Genomic DNA, 22,956 nt, shown 5'->3' with positions numbered 1-22,956 from the left:
TCCTTTCTAACATGACAAAGGGAGGCATACGCCTCCTTCGCCATTGACTGCTTATTGGTGAATGCGGCGCTCGAGCTCAGCGATACGCGCATCGATATCATCTTCATCGACGACAGGTTGTTTTGCTTCTGGTTCTTCCGCTGTGAACGGATGTGCTTCTTCCTTTATAGTAGCATTTGGTTCACGATCTAGCACCTGGTTCATCTTGTTTTTTAAGTTCGAGACGTTTTCACGCATCATCCATTCGTACCGTTTATTTTGTAAATCTTCTAGCTTTAATTTCAACTCGAGCGCTTCGCGTTCTAGCTCGTTCAACTCGCGTTTCGTCTCAGCGACAAGTTCTTCGAAGAACCGGTATTGCTCACCATAATGTTTCGATTCGATGGCTGCACGTTCAGCCAGTTGTTGTTCACCGGCTTCGTTTGCGATTTCCACTTGCTTGAAACGTTTGTCGGCTAAATCCTTCGCTTCTTCTTGTTTCTGTGTCAACTCTTGTAATAACGTCCGTTGACGCTCGAGGAGTCGATCGATCTCTTTTAAATCAGCTTCGGTTGAGCGAATATGACGAACCAGTTTTTTAGCAGGTACTTCGCCCTGTTCGGCTGCTTTTTTGACTTCTGTCATCATCTGTGTCGCAAAATCATTGAGTTGATCAAATACGTTCTTCATGAAAAATTCCTCCTTGGAAGTGGCAAATGGTATAGGGTCATGCTTTTGATTAAAATCGTTTTTCGTCTAGGTCTTTCCAATCGGTTTCAAAGTGCGTCGTTGATGTACGGCGGCGGGCAAATAAGTTTTGAACGTCGACGCGCTGTAATTTCATACGCATGTAACCGACGTACAATGCGATTGCCGCGACGATTCCGATGACAGCCCAGATGTTCGAGAGGGCAAGACCGATCCCGATGGCTGCGATGAATCCGAAGCCAAGTTTAGCTGGCCAATTTTTTGACTGCATGAACTTACTGATGGAATAGAATGCGAGCAACGCTCCTAAACCGAGTCCGATCATGTGAGGTAATGTTCCGATGACAACGGCGAGTAATGCCAGTCCCGCAAGAATCATCAGCACTTGTTTTCCTTTCGATTGCTTCATGAGGAAGCCTCCCTTGTGTTAATACCTTTATGATACGGGAGTCCCTTGATTCACACGACGCTCTTTGGACCGTATTTGCTCTCGGACTTAAGGCGGAGAGAAGGTCTGACTTTGAGGGAAGCGCTATCAGAATGAACGCTTGATATGATATTCTAGAAAGGAATCGAATTGAGAGGAGTGATGTTGATGAGTGCAACTATCAACGCTAAAAAAGTAACATGTGTCGGAAACCAGGGAGGGGTTTCCCTCCCTTAAATCAGAGGAGGAAACCATTTGAACGAATGGGGTACACCACCTGTCTACGAAACGACAGGAACAGAACGATTAGGACGGATCATAGCTGTCTATCAAACACATTATCAGGTCGTAACCGAATCAGGAGAGTCGCTCAGCGAACTGTCTGGTAAACTGCGTTTCCAGTCTTCGACAAAGGCAGAATTGCCGGCAGTTGGAGACTGGATCATTCAAACAGAGCGAGAACCGGGGAAGGGACGGATTGAGCGTGTTTTACCTCGATCGTCTCAATTTTCGCGAAAAGTAGCGGGCACAGAAACCGAGGAACAAATCATCTGCGCGAATGTCGATGTCGCCTTGCTTGTCATGGCTTTTGGACATGACTTCAACGTCCGTCGACTGGAACGTTATTTAACAGTTGCTTGGGATGCAGGGGTGACACCTGTTATCGTCCTGACGAAAAAGAGTTTGATGGCGTCGATCGAAATGGAACTACAGGCTGTCGAAGCAGTCGCGTTCGGAACATCAATCCTTGCCGTTGATTCTTTGAGCGGTGACGGATTAGAAGCGTTGCGTGAACAGTTACAAATCAAGCAGACGATCGTGTTAGTTGGATCGTCTGGTGTCGGGAAATCGACGCTTGTCAATGCTTTAGCTGGAGAACAGTTAATGGAAACAGGGGGCGTACGGGAAGACGATGAACGGGGACGTCACACGACGACGCATCGCGAACTGAAACGACTTGCGAATGGTCTATTGCTCGTCGATACACCAGGGATGCGGGAATTAGCCTTGTGGGATGGAAGTGACGGTTTATCGTCGACCTTTTCCGATATTGAAGAACTTGCTGAGAACTGTCGTTTCCGAAACTGTGAACATGACAAGGAACCAGGATGTGCCGTACGAACTGCTTTACAGGATGGAATGTTATCCACCGAGCGCTGGAATAGCTTCGTAAAGCTAAAACGAGAAATCGCTTATGCGGAACGTAAGCAAAACGCTGCGTTACAGGCAGCGGAGAAAGACAAGTGGAAAAAAATCCACAAACAAGCACAAGCGCATACGAAAGTGAAGTATCAAAAGCGATAATACGAACGACATACGAAAAGCATCTGCAACGAAGAAAGAGTACGTCTCTTTCTCAGTGCAGATGCTTTTTCGCATTATTCTTTTTCTGGAGATTCATTGGATGCCGTATTAAACGGTACGATCCCCGTTAAAGCATCGAGCCGGGTTAAATCGGATTGAATTGCTTCAAGGTCACTGTGGCGCGCGTTTCGTACGGTAGCAGTTCCAACTGGATGATCTTCGAATCCAGCCGTTAAATCAAATGTCCGATTCGATAGACGATCGGTAAAATAGCGATCGTGAGAGACGAAGAGGAGTTCGCCCGGGAAGACATCAAGTGCGGCTTCAATTTGTTCACGTGTTGCGAGATCCAAATAGTTAGTCGGTTCATCTAGAATAAGCAGATGCGCACCAGAAAAATAAAGGCGTAAGAAAGCAATTCGGCATTTTTCACCCATGCTGGCGTCAGTAATCGACCGATAAACATCATCGCGCCGGAATAAAAAACAGGCAAGCAACGTCCGGGCATCCGTTTCACTCATTGTTCCGAATTCGAGTAATGCATCTAACAAAGTACCTGACGTCGGTAAGTGGGAAAGGGCTTGTGAAAAATAGCCGGTTTTTAATCGAGGATGGCGTAGCACTCTCCCTTGATTCGGTATATATTCTCCTTCAATGAGACGAAGTAAGGTCGTTTTTCCGCTTCCATTCGGTCCAGTAACGGCAATCCGGTCACTGCGATCGATCGAAAATGAGATGTCGTTTAGAATGGTTTTCGTCCCATGCCTAAATGTGACGTGTTCGAACGAAACGAGTCGCTTCGCATGAATCGCTTCATGTTCGAATGCTACGTGAACAGTCGGTGCGACCTCGGTTTTTTTGACACGGTCCTCTAACAGACGTTCAAGCTGTTGTTCTTTTGCTTTGACCTTTGTTGCGTGTTTAGCGGCTTTCTTTTTCGCATATGGATCGCGTTCACTAGCTTGATCCGAAGCTTTTTGATGCCACTGCCGATAGCCTTGGATCATGCGGGTTAGTTCTTTGCGTGTGCGTTCTTGTTTTTCATACGCTCGTTGCTGTGACAAGGCTTGATGTTCCTTTTGTTCTTTATAGAACTGGTAGTTTCCGTTATACCGCGTTGCTCCTGATTCGGATAGTTCAATGACGGCATCTGCCGTCGCATCGATGAAAAATCGTTCGTGTGAGACATAGAGAATCGAGACCCGTGACGTGTTGACCCATTCGGTGAGCCAATCGAGTGTCTCTTGATCCAGGTGATTCGTCGGTTCATCGAGAATGATGAAATCAGGTCGCAACAGAAGTAGACAGGCAAGTTGAAGGCGTGTCTGTTCACCACCGCTTAAACTGGATGCTTCGTGTCTCCAGAGTACTTCATCTAGTTTCACTTCTTTTAAGACGCGCGTCGCATCTGCTTCAAGCGAGAAGGCGTCCAGATCAAGTGCTTGTTGATAGACCGTCAAGTCACCGTTCATGGCGTCAGCGCGAAGTTGATAACGGACTAAATCTGCTCGTTCGACGACATCGAGAACGGTGTGATTGCCCGCTACGAAGTGTTGTGATAGTAGACCGAGTTTTTTGAAATGACGCTTGATCGAACCGTCAGTCGGCTGAAGTTGGTCAGCGATTAAGTGTAACAATGTCGTTTTTCCGATGCCGTTCGGACCAATCAAAGCGACGTGTTCGCCAGCATGAATATGAAAGGAGACGTCCGAGAAAAGGCGTCGTTCGTCGTAATCCATCGATAGGTGTTGAATCGTAAGTGTTTCAGTAGGCATAAAAGCAGCTCCTTTAGGTTTCATTTCCAGTAAGATGAAATGAAAACACACCATCCGAAGCGCGCGGATGGTGTGCAGGAGTAACTCAAAGAAGGCGATGACCAATGACCGGTCACACCGAAAAAGAGCAGACTCGTAGCGTCAGACATCCGCAACTGCATTGCGAAAGAGATGATTTCATTCATCAAGCGACGTGTACGAGTGATTGCTTCATTTCGGTGTTGTACCTCCTGTTCATAATCTATGACGTCATTGTAACAAAATGGAAAAGTTAACACAAGTATGATTCAAGAAGCGTTTGTGCAGCATCTGCTTCTTCTGGCGAAGGAGGAAGAAGGTCCGTCAACGGATAAGCAAGACCGAGGTTTTCCCACTTATAGACTCCAAGCTGATGATATGGAAGTACTTCGACACGCTCGACATTTCCGAGCGTTCGGATGAACTCACCGGTCTGACGCAGGAAACGTTCAGACATCGTAATGCCTGGGACAAGAACGTGGCGAATCCAGACGGGGATGTTTCGCTCAGCTAGGCGTTTTGCGAAGGCGAGTGTATTAGCGTTACTCCGTCCGGTCAAGACACGACAAGCGGCATCGTCGATATGTTTGACATCAAGTAGAACTAAATCCGTCGCATCGAGAATCGCATCGATGTTTTTCGGAATCACTGATCCTGCGGTATCGATGACAGTATGCAATCCATTTCGTTTCGCTTCTGTTAAAGCAGCCTCCAGGAATTCTGGCTGAGCGAGTGGTTCACCTCCAGAGAAGGTGATTCCGCCACCTGTTGCCTCGAAGAAGGAGCGATAGCTGATCGCTTCTTTTATGACTTCGTCTGCTGAAACACGACGTCCGCAACCAAATTCCCAGGTATCGACGTTATGACAATATTGACATCGTAGTGGACACCCTTGCGTAAAGACGATGAATCGAATGCCTGGACCATCGACCGTTCCACATGATTCAACAGAGTGAATCATCCCTTGCGTCATCCTGCTCACTTCCTTTCACATACTAAACTATTTAGAGAGAACCGTGGAATGTTCGATTGATGACATCAATTTGTTGTTCACGCGTCAATTTAATGAAGTTGACGGCATAGCCGGATACTCGAATCGTCAATTGTGGATACTGCTCCGGATGCTCCATGGCATCGAGTAAAGTCTCACGGTCAAAGACGTTGACATTCAAGTGATGACCTTTTGAAGTTGTACCACCCATATATCCGTCAAGTAAACCGACCGTATTGCGAATACGTGTTGCGTCATCCTTACCAAGTGCTTTTGGAACGATTGAGAACGTGTACGAGATACCATCGAGTGCATGTTCATAAGGTAGTTTCCCGACAGATGTCAGAGCAGCGACAGCACCACGCGTATCACGTCCATGCATCGGATTAGCCCCCGGTGCGAATGGTTCGCCAGCGCGACGACCATCTGGTGTATTCCCTGTCTTTTTACCGTAGACGACATTTGAAGTGATCGTCAGAACAGACTGTGTTGGGAGTGCACTCCGGTACGTGGGATGTTTACGGATTTTTTCCATGAATAGTGTCACGAGATCGACAGCCATTTGATCGACCCGTTCATCGTTATTCCCGAACTTCGGAAATTCGCCTTCAATCTTGAAATCAACTGCAATACCGTCTGCATCCCGGATCGGACGGACTGTCGCGTAACGGATGGCAGATAGACTATCAGCGACGACCGATAATCCAGCGATACCACATGCCATCGTCCGTAAAATTTCTGGGTCATGTAAGGCCATTTCAATCCGTTCGTAACTATATTTATCGTGCATGTAGTGAATGACATTGAGAGTGTTGACATATAGTTCTGCTAACCAATCGAGTTGACGATCGTAAGCCGCCATGACGGTTTCGTAATCTAGTACTTCATCAAGCATCAATGGTGTTGCTGGGGCGACTTGGATTTTGAGCTTCTCATCGATTCCGCCATTGATCGTATAGAGTAATGCTTTCGCAAGGTTCGCCCGTGCACCGAAGAATTGCATCTGTTTACCGATCCGCATCGCGGAGACACAACAAGCGATGCCATAATCGTCACCGTAGACTGGTAACATCAGATCATCGTTCTCATATTGAATCGAGCTCGATACGATCGACATTTTCGCACAAAACTCCTTAAATCCACGTGGAAGCTGAGTGGACCAAAGAACAGTTAGGTTCGGTTCCGGTGCCGGACCAAGCGTCGAGAGCGTATGCAGGAAGCGGAATGAACTTTTCGTTACGTTTGATCGACCATCTTCGCTCATCCCACCAATCGATTCCGTAACCCACGTCGGATCACCCGAGAAGAGATCGTTATAGTCTGGTGTCCGTAAGAACTTGACGATTCGAAGCTTCATAACGAAATGATCGACGAGTTCTTGTGCTGTTTCTTCCGTTAGTCGACCCGTCGCAAGATCACGTTCGATATAGATGTCGAAGAACGTCGAAACCCGACCGAGTGACATGGCGGCACCATTTTGCTCCTTGATCGCAGCGAGATAAGCAAGGTAGACCCACTGGAACGCTTCTTGTGCTGTTTCCGCTGGACGAGAGAGATCAAAACCATAGCGTGTTCCGAGTTCAGTCAGTTCCGTCAGGGCACGTAATTGCTCATTCATCTCTTCGCGATCACGAATCATTGATTCAGAGAGGAATCCGCCGCGCACTTTCAAGTCCCGTTTGCGATCTTCAATCAAACGTGCTGTACCGTACAAAGCGACGCGACGATAGTCGCCGATGATTCGACCGCGTCCGTAGGCGTCTGGTAGTCCTGTAATGATGCCAGCTTTACGTGCGGCGCGCATTTCTGGCGTATAGGCATCGAAAACGCCTTGGTTATGTGTCTTCCGGTATTCACTAAAAACTTTCGTCACGGTCTCATCTGCTTCAAATCCGTAAGCAGCTAAAGCGTCGTTTACCATGCGAATTCCGCCATTCGGATGAATCGAACGTTTGAACGGTTCGTCCGTCTGCAAGCCGACGACTTTTTCAAGTGATCGATCGAGGTAACCCGCATCGTGCGATAGAATTGTTGAAGGTGTTTTGGCATCGACGGCGTAAACTCCACCACGTTGTCGTTCTTCATTCGTCAGCTGTAGAATTTGTTGCCAGAGTTGTTCCGTTGCTTGCGTTGGACCAACTAAAAAGTGATCATCTCCTGTATATTCCGTGCGATTGAGCCGGATGAAGTTTGCGACATCGATTGCGTTTACCCATTCACCAGACGTAAAGGTCGCCCAGCCACTCGTTTTCTCTAATAACATAGATACCACTCCTTTAGAATTGAGTTACTCATCAGTTCCTTATGTGAATAGTGTAACAAAAGGAGGGATGTATTCCCTTTACGTTCATGTGAATGTTCTAACAAGTGAAGAAACGTTGATATGACGCGCTTTCTTTATTTCTGTGTTCATATGAGAATAGTTCAGAAAAAACAGTTTGGTGTTGCTAATTCAAGGTTTTCTAGAAACTGTATGAGTGGAATTGAAAAAGAGTTATTAGAACAGTTGAAACTGTGAGGAATGTCACGCGACGGTATCTTGTGTTTTTAGGACGTATCGTTGACAATGAAAAAGGGAATATAGAACGTGGAGGTGTGCCAAATGGAGTATGTGTCATTAACACAACAAGGAGACTATCAGTCAGGAGACTGGGTCTCGCTAAAAATCGGTTCGGACGGTTCAACACGAACTGGTATGATCACGGAATTCGAAAGCGATGGATTCTGGATTCGATTTGAAGATGATTTTGATTATGAAGACTTTATCGGCTATGATGAATCGTATTGGATTGCGCTTGTTCGTCGTCCAGTGGATGTAAAAGCGACGTATGCAAGTCTTGCAGAGTATCCGGCACTCGCTGCTGAGTTACAGGATCGTGTCATCCAAGGGTTTGAGATTCTAGAAGAAGAAGCTGATGAAACAGAAATCCGGTTCCACATTCGATTGCTCGATGCAGGGAATGAATATACACAAACGTTACGGGGTTACCGTGATGGATCAGGAGATCATGTCGAATACGTAACGGCATGATGGAATTAAGAGAGTAGGAGAAATCGTTATGAATTTTACAAAACCATTTTTACAGGAAGCATGGGAGCGAGCACGTTTTACGGAGTTGATGCCTGTTCAAGAACAAGCGATTCCATTGTTGCGCGAAGGAAAAGATGTTCTTGCTGAAGCCCCAACAGGAACAGGGAAGACGCTTGCCTATGTCATTCCAGCTTTAGAAAAGATTGAAGTAGAAGAGCCTCACGTACAAGTCGTCATCACAGCACCAACTCGAGAACTCGTCATGCAAATTCATCAAGTCATCCAATTATTTGCTCAAGGAAGTGGTATTAAATCCGGTGCATTCATTGGCGGCGTTGAATTGAAGCGACAGTATGAGCGATTGAAGAAAAAACCACAAATCATTGTTGGTACACCTGGACGTCTCGTCGAGTTGATTGATTCAAAGAAGCTGAAGATGCATAAAGTGAAACTGATTGTTTTAGATGAAGCGGATCAAATCTATGAGAGTGGTATGAGTGACTCGGCGACGCGGATCGCAAACAGTGCATTACGCGATCGTCAACTGGCATTCGTATCAGCGACGTTACCAGAACGGACAGCAGAATGGGGACGGACGCTTGCGAACGATCCTGAAACGATTCGTGTCGAACGTGCCGTCAGCACTCAAGTAACATTTGGTTATCTAGAGACATCACGTCGTCAAAAACCAGAATTGTTACGTCGTCTTGCGAACATGCAAGGATCAAAAGTACTCACATTCATCAACAATCGTTCTTTCCTCGGTCCGTTGAATGGCGAATTGAGTAAATTCTCATTAAAGTATCGGATTCTAGACGCTGAAAAAGGGAAACGTGAGCGGATGGAGACATTACGTTCTTATAAAAAAGGGGAGTTCCCCTTACTCGTCACGACAGGTCTTGCAGCACGTGGACTTGATATCGAGGCGGTCACGCACGTCGTTCATTACGATTTGCCGGAGTCGCTTGACGATTTCGTTCACCGTTCAGGACGGACAGGACGTGGAAATGCAAATGGGATGGTACTCGCTCTTGTAACGGATCAAGACTTAAAGCACTTAAAAACACTTGCGAAGCAAATGGGTGTTGAGATGGAACCAATGGAAATTTACCGTGGTGAAGTGATTCCAAAACGTGAATTCACAGCTCCTCAGACAATTAAGCGACCGGCTACTCCTCACCGGAAAGGGCGATCGAAATGAAGAACGATCGAAAAGTAATTCCATTTCCGACGACGGTTTCTGAAGCGGAAATGAATGCAGCCTTGAAGAAAATGTATCAAGAGGCGGCAACAGCACGTAGTACGGATTGGGTCGCTTTCATTGAAGAGATCGCGACAGAAGGACGTTGGTATTTAAAAGATGCTGAACTGTTCCGGGACCTATTCGTTGACTGGGCAATCTTCTATGAAACGGATGATCAAGGGAAAACGCCTCACGGTCGTTTTCTCGAGCAAGTAAAAGAAGAGTTGTCTCCTAGTCTCTATCGTGCCTTACGTGGATTAGCAGACCCGATGCCCTCATTATTTCAGGTCGAGGCGGATGGCGTCGTTGATTTAATGTCAAAACAAACGTATCAGACCGATTTGACTGAGATTGAAGTCGAAGTGGGTGATTTATTAGTTGGGAAACTACTCTACATTTCGGGGAAATGGCGTTTTGCGATTGCCTACATGAAGGTAGCGCGCGCATTAGTACCTGAAGTCCTTGCCTTGCTAACCGATTTCGTAGATGAAGTGGGAGAAGACGCGTTACTTCGTCAGTATCCCGAATTTTGTGCAGAGTTAATCGATTTGCTACTTGATATCGAAGAAGGTAACATTGCACCAAGACCAGAAGAATAAAACGAAAACCTAGCATGAGTTGACCCCAATCGCAGGCAACTCATGCTAGGTTTTTTTCATGAATCGGCGCGATACAAAGCGACATCGTTTTTATCCCGGTGCTTCACGCGGTACATCGCAAGGTCGGCTTGTTTTAAGCATGTTTCAAGATCGGATTGATCACGTGCCGTCACACCGATGCTTGCAGAAACAAGTAAAGATTGCCCCTTGTATACATAAGGACGTCTTAAATATTGTAAGAAGGATTTACATTTCCGACGTAAAGATAGTTCGTCATCAGCTTGCAAGAGAACCGCAAATTCATCTCCACCGAGTCGATACACCTGTTCTAAAGCATTCGTATGATCATGTAATCGTTTTGCGACTTCAATTAATACATAATCGCCGGCCTCATGACCATACGTATCATTGACTTGCTTGAAACCATCTAAATCGACCACTGCTAGATAATTCATCTCGGGTAAACGATCCGAAAAATCTCGTTCTAAGGAACGACGGTTACCGATACTTGTTAAAGCGTCATGGTAAGCATGGTACTCAATCTGCTTCTGTCGAATTTTTCGTTCAGTAATATCATGTAAAATCGTAAATCGTCCCATTGAAGTCGAAGCGATTTGAATTGGAATATCAATGACTTCATACTGTTTTTGCTGTTCATCTTCATACTCATCAATATCTGTTTCAAGTGTCTCTAACAAGTGACGCATCGTACGTGGAACCTGTTCAATTGTCATATCGGGCAAATGAAACAAACGTTGTGCAGCTAAATTTGCGTATAGAGCAGTTCCGAATTGATCAAGTCGAATCATCGGATCAGGATGACCGAGAAAAAGTGGAATCACTTGCTGTTCGCTCTCTTGGATTTGTTGTTTTCGATGCTCGATGCGTGAAGCGAGTTGTTCGTTTCGTTCATGCAATTGAGCGACGATCAATCCATGCTGCCGAGCAATCAAGATTTGTCGAACGATTAACAAAAATAAGATGATAAAGATATCAAGTTTTCCACCTTCTTGTTCCACCATATAGTGGATGAATAAAGGAACGGCTAGTAAAGGAAGCCACGAACGGGGAATGACCTTCGTTCGAGCAGTTCCTTCTTCAATATGATCAACATGCCATAAAATCGCTGCACTTTGCGCTAAGCGAATCAATATCGGGAAGAATAGCAGATAATTCGCTGAGAAATCTGGAAAATAGACACTTGAGATTTCAAAGATACCGCGAATGAAAATGGACAAGAATAATAAAAATAACGCCATCCGGGATACCCAGTGTGTTTCTTGGATGAACGTGAAATAGAAGAAAACAAACAAACCAAGCGACGTGTTCGTAATGACGATAATGGCATAGGGAACAGTTTGAAGCCCTGGATTCGTCAGTTCATTGAGAACGTGAAACGCGACAAGTCCGATGAAAACAACAATGATGGCGGCATCTACGAATGCGAGCACGTGTTGTCCGAGTGTCCGTTTTGTGATGATTCGATAAAAGATAGCGTATAAAAAGACGTAATGGGATAACGAAAACAAAATCAGACTGTACACGGCGGGAACTGAACCATCTAAATCAAAGAAGCGCAAAGTTTCAAGAATGGACCCAATACAGGATAAAACTAGCGATCCTAAAGCAATCAGCCAAAATTTACGTCGGGGTACGACCAATGTTTGTTCCTTGCGATAGGCAGTCAAAATAAAATATGCAATCAAGCAAAGTGATACATATTGAAGCCCTTGTTCCACGATTCGATTAGAGATGGAGGGTGTCCATGTAGCAAGGATCATTAAGGCAAAGGAAATCAACAGCATGGCAGGGAACCAACGCGTGAAATAGTTTGATTTAACCATGCAATTCCTCCTAACGTTTGATTTGAGTTGCGAATAAAAAGTTATTTTTTTCGGTATTCTTGATGTGATACATGGCTTCATCTGCCCGAATCAATAACTGTTCTGAACTTTTACCATCTTCAGGATATAAGGAAATCCCGATGGAAGGTGTGATATGAAGCGTATGTGGGTCGATAAAGAACGGATGATTCAGGACTTCGAGAACATGTTCAGCAAATTGTCGTGTTTCCGAAGCTGATGCCTGAATGAAAATCAAGAACTCATCTCCCCCAAGACGTGCAACGAGATCCGTTGTCATCGCCATGGACTGCAGGCGTATTGCTGTTTCTTGTAACAGTAAATCACCGATATCATGTCCGTAGGTATCATTGATTTGTTTGAAGCCGTCCAAATCAATGAATAACAAGGAGCCGTAATCTAGAGTCGGGAGCATGAGATAAAGCTGCTCTTCAAAGTAACGTCGATTTGGTAAACGCGTAAGCGAATCGTGATATCCCATCCGTTCGAGCCATACTTCCTGTTGGTGGTCTTCCGTAACGTCCGCTAAGATGACAAAATAGCGCTTCTGATCTGGGACATCGATCACGGTCGTATTCAAAAAATATTCTGGATGTTCCTCTGTAGCAGGTATATGCAATAGATGAAACGGAAAGCTCAGTTGTTCCTGTTTTAGCAGAGGGATGAGTTGATTTAATTGCCAACGTTGACTCGGTCCAAGTGGAAAATCGTTCCATCCTGTAGCTGCCGCCGCTGGGTTAACCGATCGAATGTGATACATGTCATCGATTTCAAGAACGATTTCTGGATAGGATAAAAATAAGGACGTTAGTTCTTGTTCTCGCAATTGTAACAATGCCGTTTTTTGATGGACAATATCTTCTAAATTCGTTTGTAGTGCGGTTGTTTCCTGTAATAGTCGTAGATTTTCCCGATATGAAAAAAGCTGACGCGTTAAAAACAATAAAAACGTAATGCCGACAGACAGCAAGAAAAAGATTCGGGAGACAGGAAAGAATGTAATATAGAGAATTAGCGCAGATAATAAGATATAAGCCATTAAGGAACGCATGATTGTTTCGACGCGAATAAGAGTAACTTGCTGTTCACGAATAATCGGAAGGGTACGAGTATTCATAAAAGCGATGAGAAACAGACTGCTGAGTGGATATAACGGAAGCAACTGACCTGCTATTTGTGGTTCACCGTTCAATAATGTTGTATAAAAAATAAAGTTTGTCATACCGAGAATGAATGTCCCGAGTACTAGATAGATGAAGCTTAATCTTGAAACATTCCGTTTTAACCCGGAAGCGTAAAGTAAGAAAAAGAACAACGTCAATAAAATCGTCAAGAAGGCATAGAAGGTCCAACTGATTTGCTCGAGCATCGTTCGTGTATAAGAGGGGATAAAGCGAAAAATCGCAATATATCCAGCAATCATAGAGACAGTGAACAATGTCAAAGAGTCGAGAATCAATAACTTTTGTTTTTGAAATAGCCTTAAATCCAATTGCTGAAAAAAGAAAATAACCATCATCGTTAAATGAATCGTATAAGGAACATCTAACAAAACGTTCAAATTAACATCGTCCCATTGCAAGAGACGTCCCATCATATTCAGCAAATCTCCAAAGAAATAAGCAAAGAAAGCAATGGATAACCATCTATACATGAAAGAAGGATGCTGGAGAGAACCCAATAGACTAAGTACGAAAATAACAAATGATCCGGTTAAACTGATGATTGCTGAAAGTTGTAGTGAACGATCTAGTGGTAATAGCGATAGCAAGGTATAAGTGACAACTAAGTAAATGGAGACGGTAAGGTAGAGATTTTGGATCATCCGTGTCACGGAAACTCCTCCTTTCGCAACACCTGCTTAAAACGAAATATGCTATATCATTACCCGATATCTAGTATGAATTCACATTTATTTTCATATTTAAATTGAAATTAAGAGTCTATTCCCATTTAATGAAAAAAGCGGGGTTCTTCTTAATGAAGAACTTCCGCTTATTCATATCACTGATTGGATTGACGGTACGACTCAAATGCTTCGATTTTTTCAGATAGATACGTCCAATATTCCATCCGTTCATCAAGCGTTGCTTTCGTTTTTTCAATGGATTGATACAATTCATTGACCTTCCCGAGATCACTTCCTGCCGAAGCAAGTTCAGCTTCTAATTGTTCTAGCTCGGCTTCGCTCTCTTCGATTTGTTGTTCAATGACATCCCAATCCTGTTGTTCTTGATAGCTCAACTTCTTCGGTGCCTCTGCTTTTAGTGGAGCAACTGAAGCGATTTTTTCAACGACTACTGAAGGAGTAGGTGTTGTGATTTGCTCAAGATAGTCCGTATATTGTCCGTAATAAAAAACAATAGTCGCGTCTTCAAAAGCAATCAGACGATCAACGACCCGATCAAGGAAATAGCGATCATGACTAACAGTGATGACGGTGCCAGGGAATGATTCTAAATAGTCTTCGAGTACCGATAACGTCTCGGTATCTAAATCATTCGTCGGCTCATCGAGGAAGAGGACGTTTGGTTCTTCCATTAAAATCGTCAACAATTTCAGACGACGTTTTTCACCACCGGATAGCTTACCGATTTGTTTGTATTGTGCTTCTGGTTTAAAGAGAAATTGTTCGAGCATCTGACTTGCCGTAATCTCCTCACCAGCGAGAGTCGTAATGACTTTTGCAATCCGTTCGACTTCATCGATGACGCGTCGTTCTGGATGCGTGAATTCAGCAAATTGACCATAAAAGCCGATCTTCACTGTTTCGCCGTGAATGATTTCACCGGTTGTCGGCTCTAAACGTTTCGCAAGGATTGAAAGAAGCGTTGATTTCCCACTACCATTTCGTCCGACGATTCCATATCGTTCTTTCCGTCCAATCAGGGCGTTGAACGACTCAAACAGTGTTCTATCACCAAATCGATGCGAGACGTCATGTGCTTCGATGACTTTTTTGCCAAGACGCGTCGAACCAACCTGGACTTCGAGCGTCGACTCTTCTTCTTCGTATGAGAGATCTTGCAAGGCATCAACGCGCTGAATCCGAGCTTTTTGTTTCGTCGTCCGTGCTTTAGCACCGCGGCGTAACCAAGCAAGTTCACGACGTAGAATGTTCTGACGCTTTTCTTCCATAGAAGCAGTTCGTTCGCGACGTTCGGCACGTTTTTCGAGAAACGATTCATAGTTTCCGACATAGAAGTAAGCCGTTCCGTTCGCAATCTCCATCATATGATTCGTGACACGATTCAAGAAATAGCGATCGTGAGTGATCAGTAAGATAGCACCACGGTATTCCTTGATTTGAGTCTCAAGCCAGCTGATTGTCTCAGCATCGAGTTCGTTCGTCGGTTCATCGAGTAACAGGAGATCGGCTTCGTCGAGTAACGCTTCCGCGAGTCCGACACGTTTTCGTTGTCCTCCGGAAAGAGAACCAATCAACGCATTCAAGTCGAGAATACCGAGTTTGTTTAAGATCATTTTTAAGCGCGATTCCGTATCCCACGCTTGCGCAGCATCGACTTCGGTCTGAGCGACGATGAAGCGGTTCAGCAACGTCTCGCTCGTGGGATCCTGTTCGAGTGCTAGACGCGCCGTTTCATAGTGTCGTAATGCGTTGATTGTCGGTGTATCACCAGACAGCAAGACTTCCATGACGGTTTGATCTTCGGGATAATCCGTCGTTTGCGACAGCAAACGGATACGATAATCATTTGGATGGTGGATTGTACCGGCGTCTGCTGTCTCTTTATTTGCTAAAATATGCAGGAGAGTCGATTTACCAGTACCGTTGACACCAATGATGCCGATTCGGTCACCAGGCGAGACGGAAAATGTGACATCCTCGAAGACGATTTTATCAGCGAATTCTTTTTTGAGATTTTCTGCTTTCATTAACATATTAGACACCTTCTACAATCTGTTTGATTTGATGTTCGACCATATGGACAAGTTCTTTCTGTGTCATTGTACTTGGATCAATCGACGGTAAAATCGTAACTTCGACTGTAGCCGGGCGAATCTTACCCGTCTCTTCCATAACACGATAACTACCGGAAATCGCGACTGGTACGACACGAGCGCCGCTTGAAGTCGCAAGCGTAAAGCTTCCCGCTTTGAATTCCGCCATCGGTCCACCTTTTGAACGTGTTCCTTCAGGGAAAATGATCATCGATTGTCCGTCTTTGATCGTGTCGACACCAGAGCGAATTGCTTTTAGAGATTGACGTCGGTCTTTTCGGTCAATCATGACACACCCCATCAAATTCATCCAAACATTGACGATCGGAATTTTATTCACTTCGATTTTTGAGATGAATGCTTTCGGTTTGTCGATTTTTCCAAGTAGAATCGGGACGTCAAAGTTCCCTTGGTGATTCGAAATGAAAACGACAGGCTCATTTGCCGGGATGTGTTCTTGTCCCGTCACGTTTACACGAACACCAGCGAGTCGAAGGAGAGAGTTTGCCCATGCGCTTGCTACGCGCTGGACGAATGCATAGCGTGCGAGGTGAGTTCGACGTTTTGCACTAGGTAAAAAAGGTAAGGTACAGGGTAAGACAAGTCCAAAATAAATGAACCAAATGACAGTACGTATCATGGTGAAGTAACAGCTCCTTTTTTTCATTGCTGATGTTATTGTACAAAAAAAGACCGGGTGTCGCACCCAGTCTACGTGATTATTCCCAGTAACGAGGCTCAGATTCCTCTTCGCTTTCTCCTAGTTCGAAGGTAAGGCGACGTGTTGTTGGATCAACAGAGAACGTAGCGTTCGTATTGTCGATCTGTTTGATCTCCATCGTCTCCTCATCCAAAATGAGAGTCAAGCGGACCTTATCTTCGTGATCTACGAGCAGTACGCCATCTTCCTTCAACCATAAATCGATGACAGGTGAGTAGCGAAGTGTCCAACCGTTTGATAAAGGGATTTCGTTCATAATGAATCTGTTCCTCCTAGATGATGAAATCGTGTTCCTTACTTATCATGCTGGTCTGTCGCGGAGAATGCAAGTGGTGTACTCGAATCGCGATCAGGATAAGCAATCTGATAAGATTGTTCTCGTTTTTTCATACGTTCATATTGTTTTTGGACACGACGATGTTGGATATATTCAATATAAGTAAGATAGGAAGTGCGAATCAACTGACGAATTGAGGATAGCGACAGGCAAATTGCTAATGTAAAGACGAATACACCGATTGAACCGGTGTAAAAGCCAGTGACAAAGCTTAAATATGTAGTGATGAGACCCGCGATCGTCGTGAATAAATAGAAGAGCACGTTCGTTTCCTCCTCAGAAATTAAGATGATGGCATATTCATTTAATTCGAGGTCAAATATGATTTTCCTTTATCGTCCTGTAAATGTCCGGAAAAAACAAAAAAATCCACACGAAAGGTGTAGATTTTAAGGGCGATCGATTTGTTGAAGCGCTGGTGTCTTCGGTGTCATATCTGTATTGTTCGATCCTTCTGCGAAAACGATTCCGATCGTAGCAAGGAAAGCGAAAAATGCAAAAACCAATGTTTTCGTGAAGCGTCGTGCGAACGAACGCGATTGAATGTTATGAAACATTTTTATCCCCCATATTTACCTAAACTAAACCTTCTTTTTCCTATTGTTTAATCATATATCTTTTTTTTTAAAAAATCACGCAAATGTGTTCCGTTCACAAATATGTCACATCTAGCACTATGTGGTCGATATCAGAGATGAATGAAAAAAGAGTATAGTATGGTAGGGAAAGAACAGCAGAACGATTCGAGAAGACTTGAATTGATTCAAATATAGAGAGGAGATGACCCGAAATGGGATTACGCGCAGGACAGGTTGTCACATTAAAAGTAGAACGCGAAGCAGAGTTCGGAGTGTTTCTAACAGATGGAAACGAAGATGTGTTGTTGCATAACAATGAACAAACACAGAAAGTAGGCATCGATGAAGAGGTCGAAGTCTTCTTGTATCAAGATAATGAAGGGCGTCTAGCATCATCGATGACGATTCCAGAAGCATCATTTGAAGATTACGTCAAAACGACAATCAATGGAACACGTTATAACACAGGAGTATTTGCAAATATCGGTATTCAAAAAGACGTACTCGTCTCACTTGACGATTTACCGCAACGACGCATGTTTTGGCCAGAAGAAGGCGATCAACTCTTCATTCGTCTTAAACATGACCAGAAGCTTCGTTTACTCGGAGACCCTGCACCATATGCTTACTTCAACTTGCGTGCAAAGCCGGCACCAGAAGAGTGGAATAACATGGACGTAGAAGGTCTCGTCTTTTCACAACGCGAGCCAGGCGTCAATGTTTGGGTTAACGATCAGTCGATTGGATTCTTGCACGAACGCGAGATGGAACGCTGGCCGCGTCTTGGAGAAGTGTTGAAATTACGAGTGACAAATGTAAAACCAGATGGTACAGTATTACTTTCAGCACGACCACGTGCCTTTGAAGCCATCGATACAGATGCGGAGTTGATTTTGAACCATCTACTTGAACATGATGGTCAGATGCCGTATGGTGATAAGACAGCTCCCGAAACGATCGACGAAGTATTCGGTCTCAGTAAGGCAGCATTCAAACGAGCGCTCGGTCGCCTGTTGAAGGATAAAAAAATAGAAAAAAATGAAACGGGTATTCAGTTAACGAAATAATCGAACTGAATAAGCCTGCGTTTCGAATAGATAGTAAGGAATTCATCATTTTGGTGGTTGCGGCTGGTATTACCGGCGACCATTTACTGAATATACCCCATCACTAGTGGGGGCACGCGATGACGTTTCATCGCACGGTCCGGGCACTTCGCCTTTCCCTCGCCCTTATGGCAACGATTATGATGGTGACTTCCCTAAACATTATTATTATAAGAGAAACCACTCTATCTTTATGTGATAGATTCTGTTATAATAGGTAGTCGATTGTATTCGTTACGGTAGCGTCTGTTTAGTGGCAGACGCTTTTCATATGACAAAGGAGAGTATTTAGCATTGACAACATTTCGTGAATTAAATCTTAGTGAGGCACTTATCAAAGGTGTCCTAAAAATGGGCTTTGAAGAAGCAACACCAATCCAAGCAGAAACAATTCCTGTCGGACTCAGCGGCGTCGACTTAATCGGTCAAGCACAAACAGGTACAGGGAAAACAGCAGCATTCGGTATCCCAACAATCGAGCGTCTTGACGCAAAATCACGCCACATCCAAGCGTTGATTCTTGCTCCAACACGTGAACTTGCAATCCAGGTAGCGGAAGAATTGAACCGTATCGGTGACGTAAAACGTGTTCATGCCCTTCCTGTCTACGGTGGTCAGCAAATCGATCGCCAAATCCGTGCGCTTCGTAAAAATCCACAAATCGTCGTTGCAACACCAGGACGTTTGATGGACCACATGAACCGTAAGACGTTGAACCTTGATCACGTTCAAACGGTCATCCTTGATGAAGCAGATGAGATGTTGAACATGGGGTTCGTCGAAGATATCGAGAAAATCCTCGGTGCACTTCCTGAAACTCGTCAAACACTCTTGTTCTCAGCAACAATGCCACCACAAATTCGTAAAATTGCAGATCGTTTCATGACGACTCCGACACACATCAAAGTCAAAGCAAAAGAAATGACAGTTGAAAATATCGACCAGTCTTTCATCGAATTAAAAGAAAGCCAAAAATTCGACGTTCTTTGCCGTTTGATCGACACGGATTCTCCGGAACTCTCAATCATCTTCGGTCGTACGAAAAAACGTGTTGATGAGATGACTGAAGGCTTGATCCAACGTGGATACACGGCTGACGGTTTACACGGTGACTTAACACAAGCAAAACGTGACCAAGTCATCCGTCGTTTCAAAAAAGGAACGATCGATATCCTCGTCGCAACAGACGTTGCAGCACGTGGTCTTGACATTTCTGGTGTCACACACGTCTACAACTTCGACGTACCACAAGATCCAGAAAGCTACGTTCACCGGATCGGTCGTACGGGACGCGCTGGTAAAACAGGATCGGCTGTCACGTTCGTTACACCACGTGAATTCGGTCAAATCAAAACAATCGAACGTGTCACGAACAAAAAAATGTCACGTCGTCATGCGCCAACACTTGACGAAATCTTAGAAGGCAACTTGAAGCTCGCTGCACAAGAACTCATCAAACGCGTTGAAGCAAAAAATTCACAAGAATATACAACACTTGCACAAGAACTCTTAGAAGAGTACGAAGCAGTGGAACTTCTTTCAGCAGCACTTAAAGGATTGACGAAAGAGCCGGATGCAACACCAGTCCAAATCTCTTCAATCGAACCAATCCGCGTGAAACGTTTCGGTAGTAACGGTGGTGGCAACCGTCGTCCTTACGGAAACAAAGGTGGAAGTGGCAGCGGCAACCGCAGTGGCGGATACCGTGGAAACAGCCCACGTAGCGGTGGCGAACGTCGTGAAGGTGGTCGTTCATCTTCATCTTCTTCATCGGATCGTCGTGAAGGCGGTTATGCAGGACGTAGCAACCGTAGCGAAAGCGATCGTAACCGTGGTGGACGTAAACCACGTTTTGAAAAGTAAACGATTCGAACCGATTTGTCACAGACAAGTCGGTTCTTTTTTATGATTTTTCTAATCGGTCATGATAAAATGAGCCATGAACGATAGGGAGAGGGCTGAATCATTCGTGTATACCATTTATGTAGCAGCATCCGTCTGTCTCGTTGCACTGATCGTCGCGACGAAAAAGATTTGTGAGCGGACGACAAAAGGACATTTTCGTTATATTCCGTTAGCGACCTTATTATTTGGTGGCATTATTTTTCTTGTGCTCGCCATCGGTAAGGGAGGAGCCGTCGGAATTCAATATGGTGTTCTGAGTATCATCTATTTGACGGCGACATTTGGTGTGTACTTGTATATCGCCTTACGAAAAGATACGACGTTATCGTAAAACAGGGGCTCTCTCGTTACAGAGAGGCTCTTTTTTTGTTAAGATAGAACAAGAGTACAAGGGGGGAATAGAATGGATGCATTAGATGTCATCGTTCATCCCGAAGAGATAGAGGCGTGGTTTCAACCGATTGTAGGCGCTGCCCCTTTTAAGGTGGAAGGGTATGAAATCCAGTCCCATTTTCGTGGAGAACCGTTAAAACCATTTTTTCAGGAAGATGATGTTCCAATCGAGTATCAACTCGAAGTCATGGGGCATGTCGTCCGTCAAGCATTCCAAAAAGTACCCTCCGATGCACAAGCGTTTATCCTGATCCGTTGTCGCCCAGCTTGGCTGTTTGAAAACGGTGGGGAAGACTTCTTGCATGTCTTACGGACGGTCGATTCGTCGTTTCCAAAAGAACGAATGTATGTCACATTGACGGACGTTCAAGTTGATGACTTTGACCGTCTTGGTCGGATCGTCGCGTACTACCAGAACTCTGGACTGAAGGTAGCGCTAGACCGTGCGGAAGCAACGAGTCTCGAACGTGTCTTTTCGATGTCACCGGATATGTTGATCGTCGATCTATCCTCGATGATAGAGAAAAAAACCGTCTCAGCGACGTATCCGCATCTCTTACAAACGATGGAGCACTTGTGTGATCAGCTTGGAGCGCCACTTTTGTATAAGAATATCAGTCATTTAGGACAACTACGGTATGCGTGGCAACACGGAGGACGTTACTATATGGGGAATTTACTGGGAGAAGCATCACCTGAATGGGTCATGACTTGTCCAGGAATGGAGATTTTGATTCATGAAGTTCCGATGTTCTATAAATATGATCGGGAACAGATGAATCGATTGTTTCAACTGGAGCAAGACTGGACGGTTCGGTTTAACGAATACTGTCAATCATTGAAATCGGAACAGGATCTCGATGAATGGTTGATGATGCTTGCGCGGAAGATGGAACCAGAGTTCATTCGATTCTACATTACGGATGCGAATGGATTCCAGCAATCTTCGAACGTCAGTAAAAAGAGTGGAGAATGGAAACTGTATGCTTTCTACAAAGGGTACAATTGGAGTTTCCGTCCGTACTTCATTCGGACGACTGTTGCGATGGAGCGACGACACAGTGGTTATTTATCGGAACGATATGTCGACTTCAGTTCGAGTGAACAGACACGGACATTTAGTATGCCGCTCAGTAATGGCATGTTCTTATTTGCGGATATATCCGCAGATTATCTATATCAAGAACGATTGAGTGAATGAGGAGGAAATGAAAGTGTTAGATTATGATTATGAAGCATTACGAGAAATTGGAAGAATCGTCGCTATGGCGCGCGATGAGATGGCGGACGCTGTCAAACCAGGAATCACGACAAAAGAACTCGACGAAATCGGTGCACGTATCCTGAAAGAACAGGGAGCCGAGTCTGCTCCGATCGTCATGTATGATTTCCCAGGAGCGACATGCATCAGTGTCAATGACATCGCGGCACACGGTATTCCTGGTAAATACGTTATTCAAGAGGGGGATATCGTCAACGTTGATGTCTCAGCTGTGAAAAATGGCTATTACTCGGATACAGGAAAGACGGTCATTGCGGGAGAAGCAAAACGTCCGGAAGATGTCCGACTCGTTGAAGTATCGTTGACGGCGCTTGAAAAAGGACTTGAGAAAGTCAAAGCAGGAACAAAGGTCAACCAGATCGGAAAAGCGATTTATGCTGAAACGCGTAAGAGCGGTTTTACCGTCATCCGTAACTTAGCGGGACACGGTCTTGGGAAGACACTTCATGGTGAGCCGGAATCCATCTCGAACTACTTCAACCGTGAAGAGAACGATTTGTTGAAGGAAGGACAAGTCATTGCTGTCGAGACGTTCATTTCAACAGGAGACGAGTTCTGTATCGAAGATGAGCGGGATGGTTGGACGTTGTACACGCCGAACCGGAGTCTCGTTTCACAATTTGAGCATACTGTCGTCGTCTTAAAAGACGGGTATGAGATTTTGACGAAGGTTGAAGGAAAAGAATCTTTCTAAGAGAAACTCTTAGTAAAATACGAGAAGAGGCAATGGACA

21 protein-coding genes are annotated in these 22,956 nt (G+C 44.7%); 9 read left to right on the top strand and 12 right to left on the bottom strand.

Annotation, left to right across the window (positions count from 1 at the left end):
- Positions 1-51 precede the first annotated feature (51 nt).
- Positions 52-669 (bottom strand): PspA/IM30 family protein, encoded by a 618-nt coding sequence (locus ADM98_RS03155; RefSeq protein ID WP_053452224.1) that lies wholly within the window; start codon positions 667-669, stop codon positions 52-54.
- Between the two features lie 49 nt (positions 670-718).
- Positions 719-1,096 carry a lmo0954 family membrane protein gene (locus tag ADM98_RS03150; protein ID WP_053452223.1) on the bottom strand — a complete coding sequence of 126 codons (378 nt, stop codon included), beginning with the start codon at positions 1,094-1,096 and terminating at the stop codon, positions 719-721.
- A 273-nt stretch (positions 1,097-1,369) separates the two neighbouring features.
- Here ADM98_RS03150 and rsgA point away from each other — a divergent pair, with 273 nt between their 5' ends.
- Entirely contained in the window at positions 1,370-2,419 is a 1,050-nt protein-coding gene (gene rsgA / locus ADM98_RS03145; RefSeq protein WP_053452222.1) for a ribosome small subunit-dependent GTPase A, read from the top strand.
- A 74-nt stretch (positions 2,420-2,493) separates the two neighbouring features.
- Here the strand turns inward: rsgA and abc-f are convergent, their stop codons facing one another.
- The 3 genes from abc-f to pflB all read right to left on the bottom strand — a co-directional run bounded on the left by abc-f (position 2,494) and on the right by pflB (position 7,466).
- A complete protein-coding gene (gene abc-f / locus ADM98_RS03140; RefSeq protein ID WP_053452221.1) occupies positions 2,494-4,194 on the bottom strand; it encodes a ribosomal protection-like ABC-F family protein in 1,701 nt (566 codons plus the stop codon).
- Positions 4,195-4,465: 271 nt separating this feature from the next.
- Positions 4,466-5,185: a pyruvate formate-lyase-activating protein gene (gene pflA, locus ADM98_RS03135; RefSeq protein ID WP_053452220.1), complete on the bottom strand. Its 720-nt coding sequence runs from the start codon at positions 5,183-5,185 to the stop codon at positions 4,466-4,468.
- Between the two features lie 31 nt (positions 5,186-5,216).
- Positions 5,217-7,466 (bottom strand): formate C-acetyltransferase, encoded by a 2,250-nt coding sequence (gene pflB / locus ADM98_RS03130; RefSeq protein WP_053452219.1) that lies wholly within the window; start codon positions 7,464-7,466, stop codon positions 5,217-5,219.
- 339 nt (positions 7,467-7,805) lie between these two features.
- Here pflB and ADM98_RS03125 point away from each other — a divergent pair, with 339 nt between their 5' ends.
- Genes ADM98_RS03125 through ADM98_RS03115 form a run of 3 tightly spaced genes read left to right on the top strand, consistent with a single transcriptional unit; the run spans position 7,806 to position 10,076 of the window.
- The gene (locus ADM98_RS03125) at positions 7,806-8,234 is read left to right on the top strand and encodes a hypothetical protein (RefSeq protein ID WP_053452218.1); all 429 of its coding nucleotides are present in this window, start codon (positions 7,806-7,808) and stop codon (positions 8,232-8,234) included.
- 28 nt (positions 8,235-8,262) lie between these two features.
- On the top strand, positions 8,263-9,435 hold the full coding sequence (locus ADM98_RS03120; protein ID WP_035412637.1) for a DEAD/DEAH box helicase: 1,173 nt from the start codon (positions 8,263-8,265) through the stop codon (positions 9,433-9,435).
- Positions 9,432-10,076 (top strand): hypothetical protein, encoded by a 645-nt coding sequence (locus ADM98_RS03115; RefSeq protein WP_053452217.1) that lies wholly within the window; start codon positions 9,432-9,434, stop codon positions 10,074-10,076. The genes ADM98_RS03120 and ADM98_RS03115 overlap by 4 nt, the downstream gene beginning before the upstream one ends.
- Before the next feature lie 56 nt (positions 10,077-10,132).
- Here ADM98_RS03115 and ADM98_RS03110 read toward each other — a convergent pair whose 3' ends face one another.
- From ADM98_RS03110 to ADM98_RS17435, 7 genes are all read right to left on the bottom strand, one after another.
- Complete coding sequence (locus tag ADM98_RS03110) at positions 10,133-11,920, bottom strand: GGDEF domain-containing protein (protein ID WP_053452216.1); 1,788 nt, start codon at positions 11,918-11,920, stop codon at positions 10,133-10,135.
- 10 nt (positions 11,921-11,930) lie between these two features.
- Complete coding sequence (locus ADM98_RS03105; RefSeq protein ID WP_235504827.1) at positions 11,931-13,763, bottom strand: GGDEF domain-containing protein; 1,833 nt, start codon at positions 13,761-13,763, stop codon at positions 11,931-11,933.
- Positions 13,764-13,942: 179 nt separating this feature from the next.
- A complete protein-coding gene (locus ADM98_RS03100) occupies positions 13,943-15,841 on the bottom strand; it encodes an ABC-F family ATP-binding cassette domain-containing protein (RefSeq protein ID WP_053452214.1) in 1,899 nt (632 codons plus the stop codon).
- 1 nt (position 15,842) lies between these two features.
- Entirely contained in the window at positions 15,843-16,541 is a 699-nt protein-coding gene (locus tag ADM98_RS03095; RefSeq protein WP_053452213.1) for a lysophospholipid acyltransferase family protein, read from the bottom strand.
- A gap of 79 nt (positions 16,542-16,620) precedes the next feature.
- Complete coding sequence (locus ADM98_RS03090; protein ID WP_023467272.1) at positions 16,621-16,878, bottom strand: hypothetical protein; 258 nt, start codon at positions 16,876-16,878, stop codon at positions 16,621-16,623.
- A gap of 38 nt (positions 16,879-16,916) precedes the next feature.
- Positions 16,917-17,222 carry a hypothetical protein gene (locus tag ADM98_RS03085; protein WP_053452212.1) on the bottom strand — a complete coding sequence of 102 codons (306 nt, stop codon included), beginning with the start codon at positions 17,220-17,222 and terminating at the stop codon, positions 16,917-16,919.
- A gap of 126 nt (positions 17,223-17,348) precedes the next feature.
- Positions 17,349-17,516: a hypothetical protein gene (locus ADM98_RS17435; protein ID WP_200904879.1), complete on the bottom strand. Its 168-nt coding sequence runs from the start codon at positions 17,514-17,516 to the stop codon at positions 17,349-17,351.
- 233 nt (positions 17,517-17,749) lie between these two features.
- Here ADM98_RS17435 and ADM98_RS03080 point away from each other — a divergent pair, with 233 nt between their 5' ends.
- From ADM98_RS03080 to map, 5 genes are all read left to right on the top strand, one after another.
- Positions 17,750-18,604, top strand: a complete 855-nt coding sequence (locus ADM98_RS03080; RefSeq protein ID WP_053452211.1) for a CvfB family protein — start codon at positions 17,750-17,752, stop codon at positions 18,602-18,604.
- 333 nt (positions 18,605-18,937) lie between these two features.
- On the top strand, positions 18,938-20,506 hold the full coding sequence (locus ADM98_RS03075) for a DEAD/DEAH box helicase (RefSeq protein ID WP_053452210.1): 1,569 nt from the start codon (positions 18,938-18,940) through the stop codon (positions 20,504-20,506).
- 106 nt (positions 20,507-20,612) lie between these two features.
- A complete protein-coding gene (locus ADM98_RS03070) occupies positions 20,613-20,879 on the top strand; it encodes a hypothetical protein (protein WP_023467277.1) in 267 nt (88 codons plus the stop codon).
- A gap of 72 nt (positions 20,880-20,951) precedes the next feature.
- Positions 20,952-22,142: an EAL-associated domain-containing protein gene (locus ADM98_RS03065; RefSeq protein WP_053452209.1), complete on the top strand. Its 1,191-nt coding sequence runs from the start codon at positions 20,952-20,954 to the stop codon at positions 22,140-22,142.
- A 13-nt stretch (positions 22,143-22,155) separates the two neighbouring features.
- Positions 22,156-22,917 (top strand): type I methionyl aminopeptidase, encoded by a 762-nt coding sequence (gene map, locus ADM98_RS03060; protein ID WP_425293145.1) that lies wholly within the window; start codon positions 22,156-22,158, stop codon positions 22,915-22,917.
- Positions 22,918-22,956 lie beyond the last annotated feature (39 nt).

It is taken from the genome of Exiguobacterium sp. BMC-KP, from assembly GCF_001275385.1.
In the GTDB taxonomy this organism is placed as follows: Bacteria; Bacillota; Bacilli; order Exiguobacteriales; family Exiguobacteriaceae; genus Exiguobacterium_A.
Note: the sequence above shows the minus strand (reverse complement) of the source record. Positions and strands in the feature narration are given on the sequence as shown.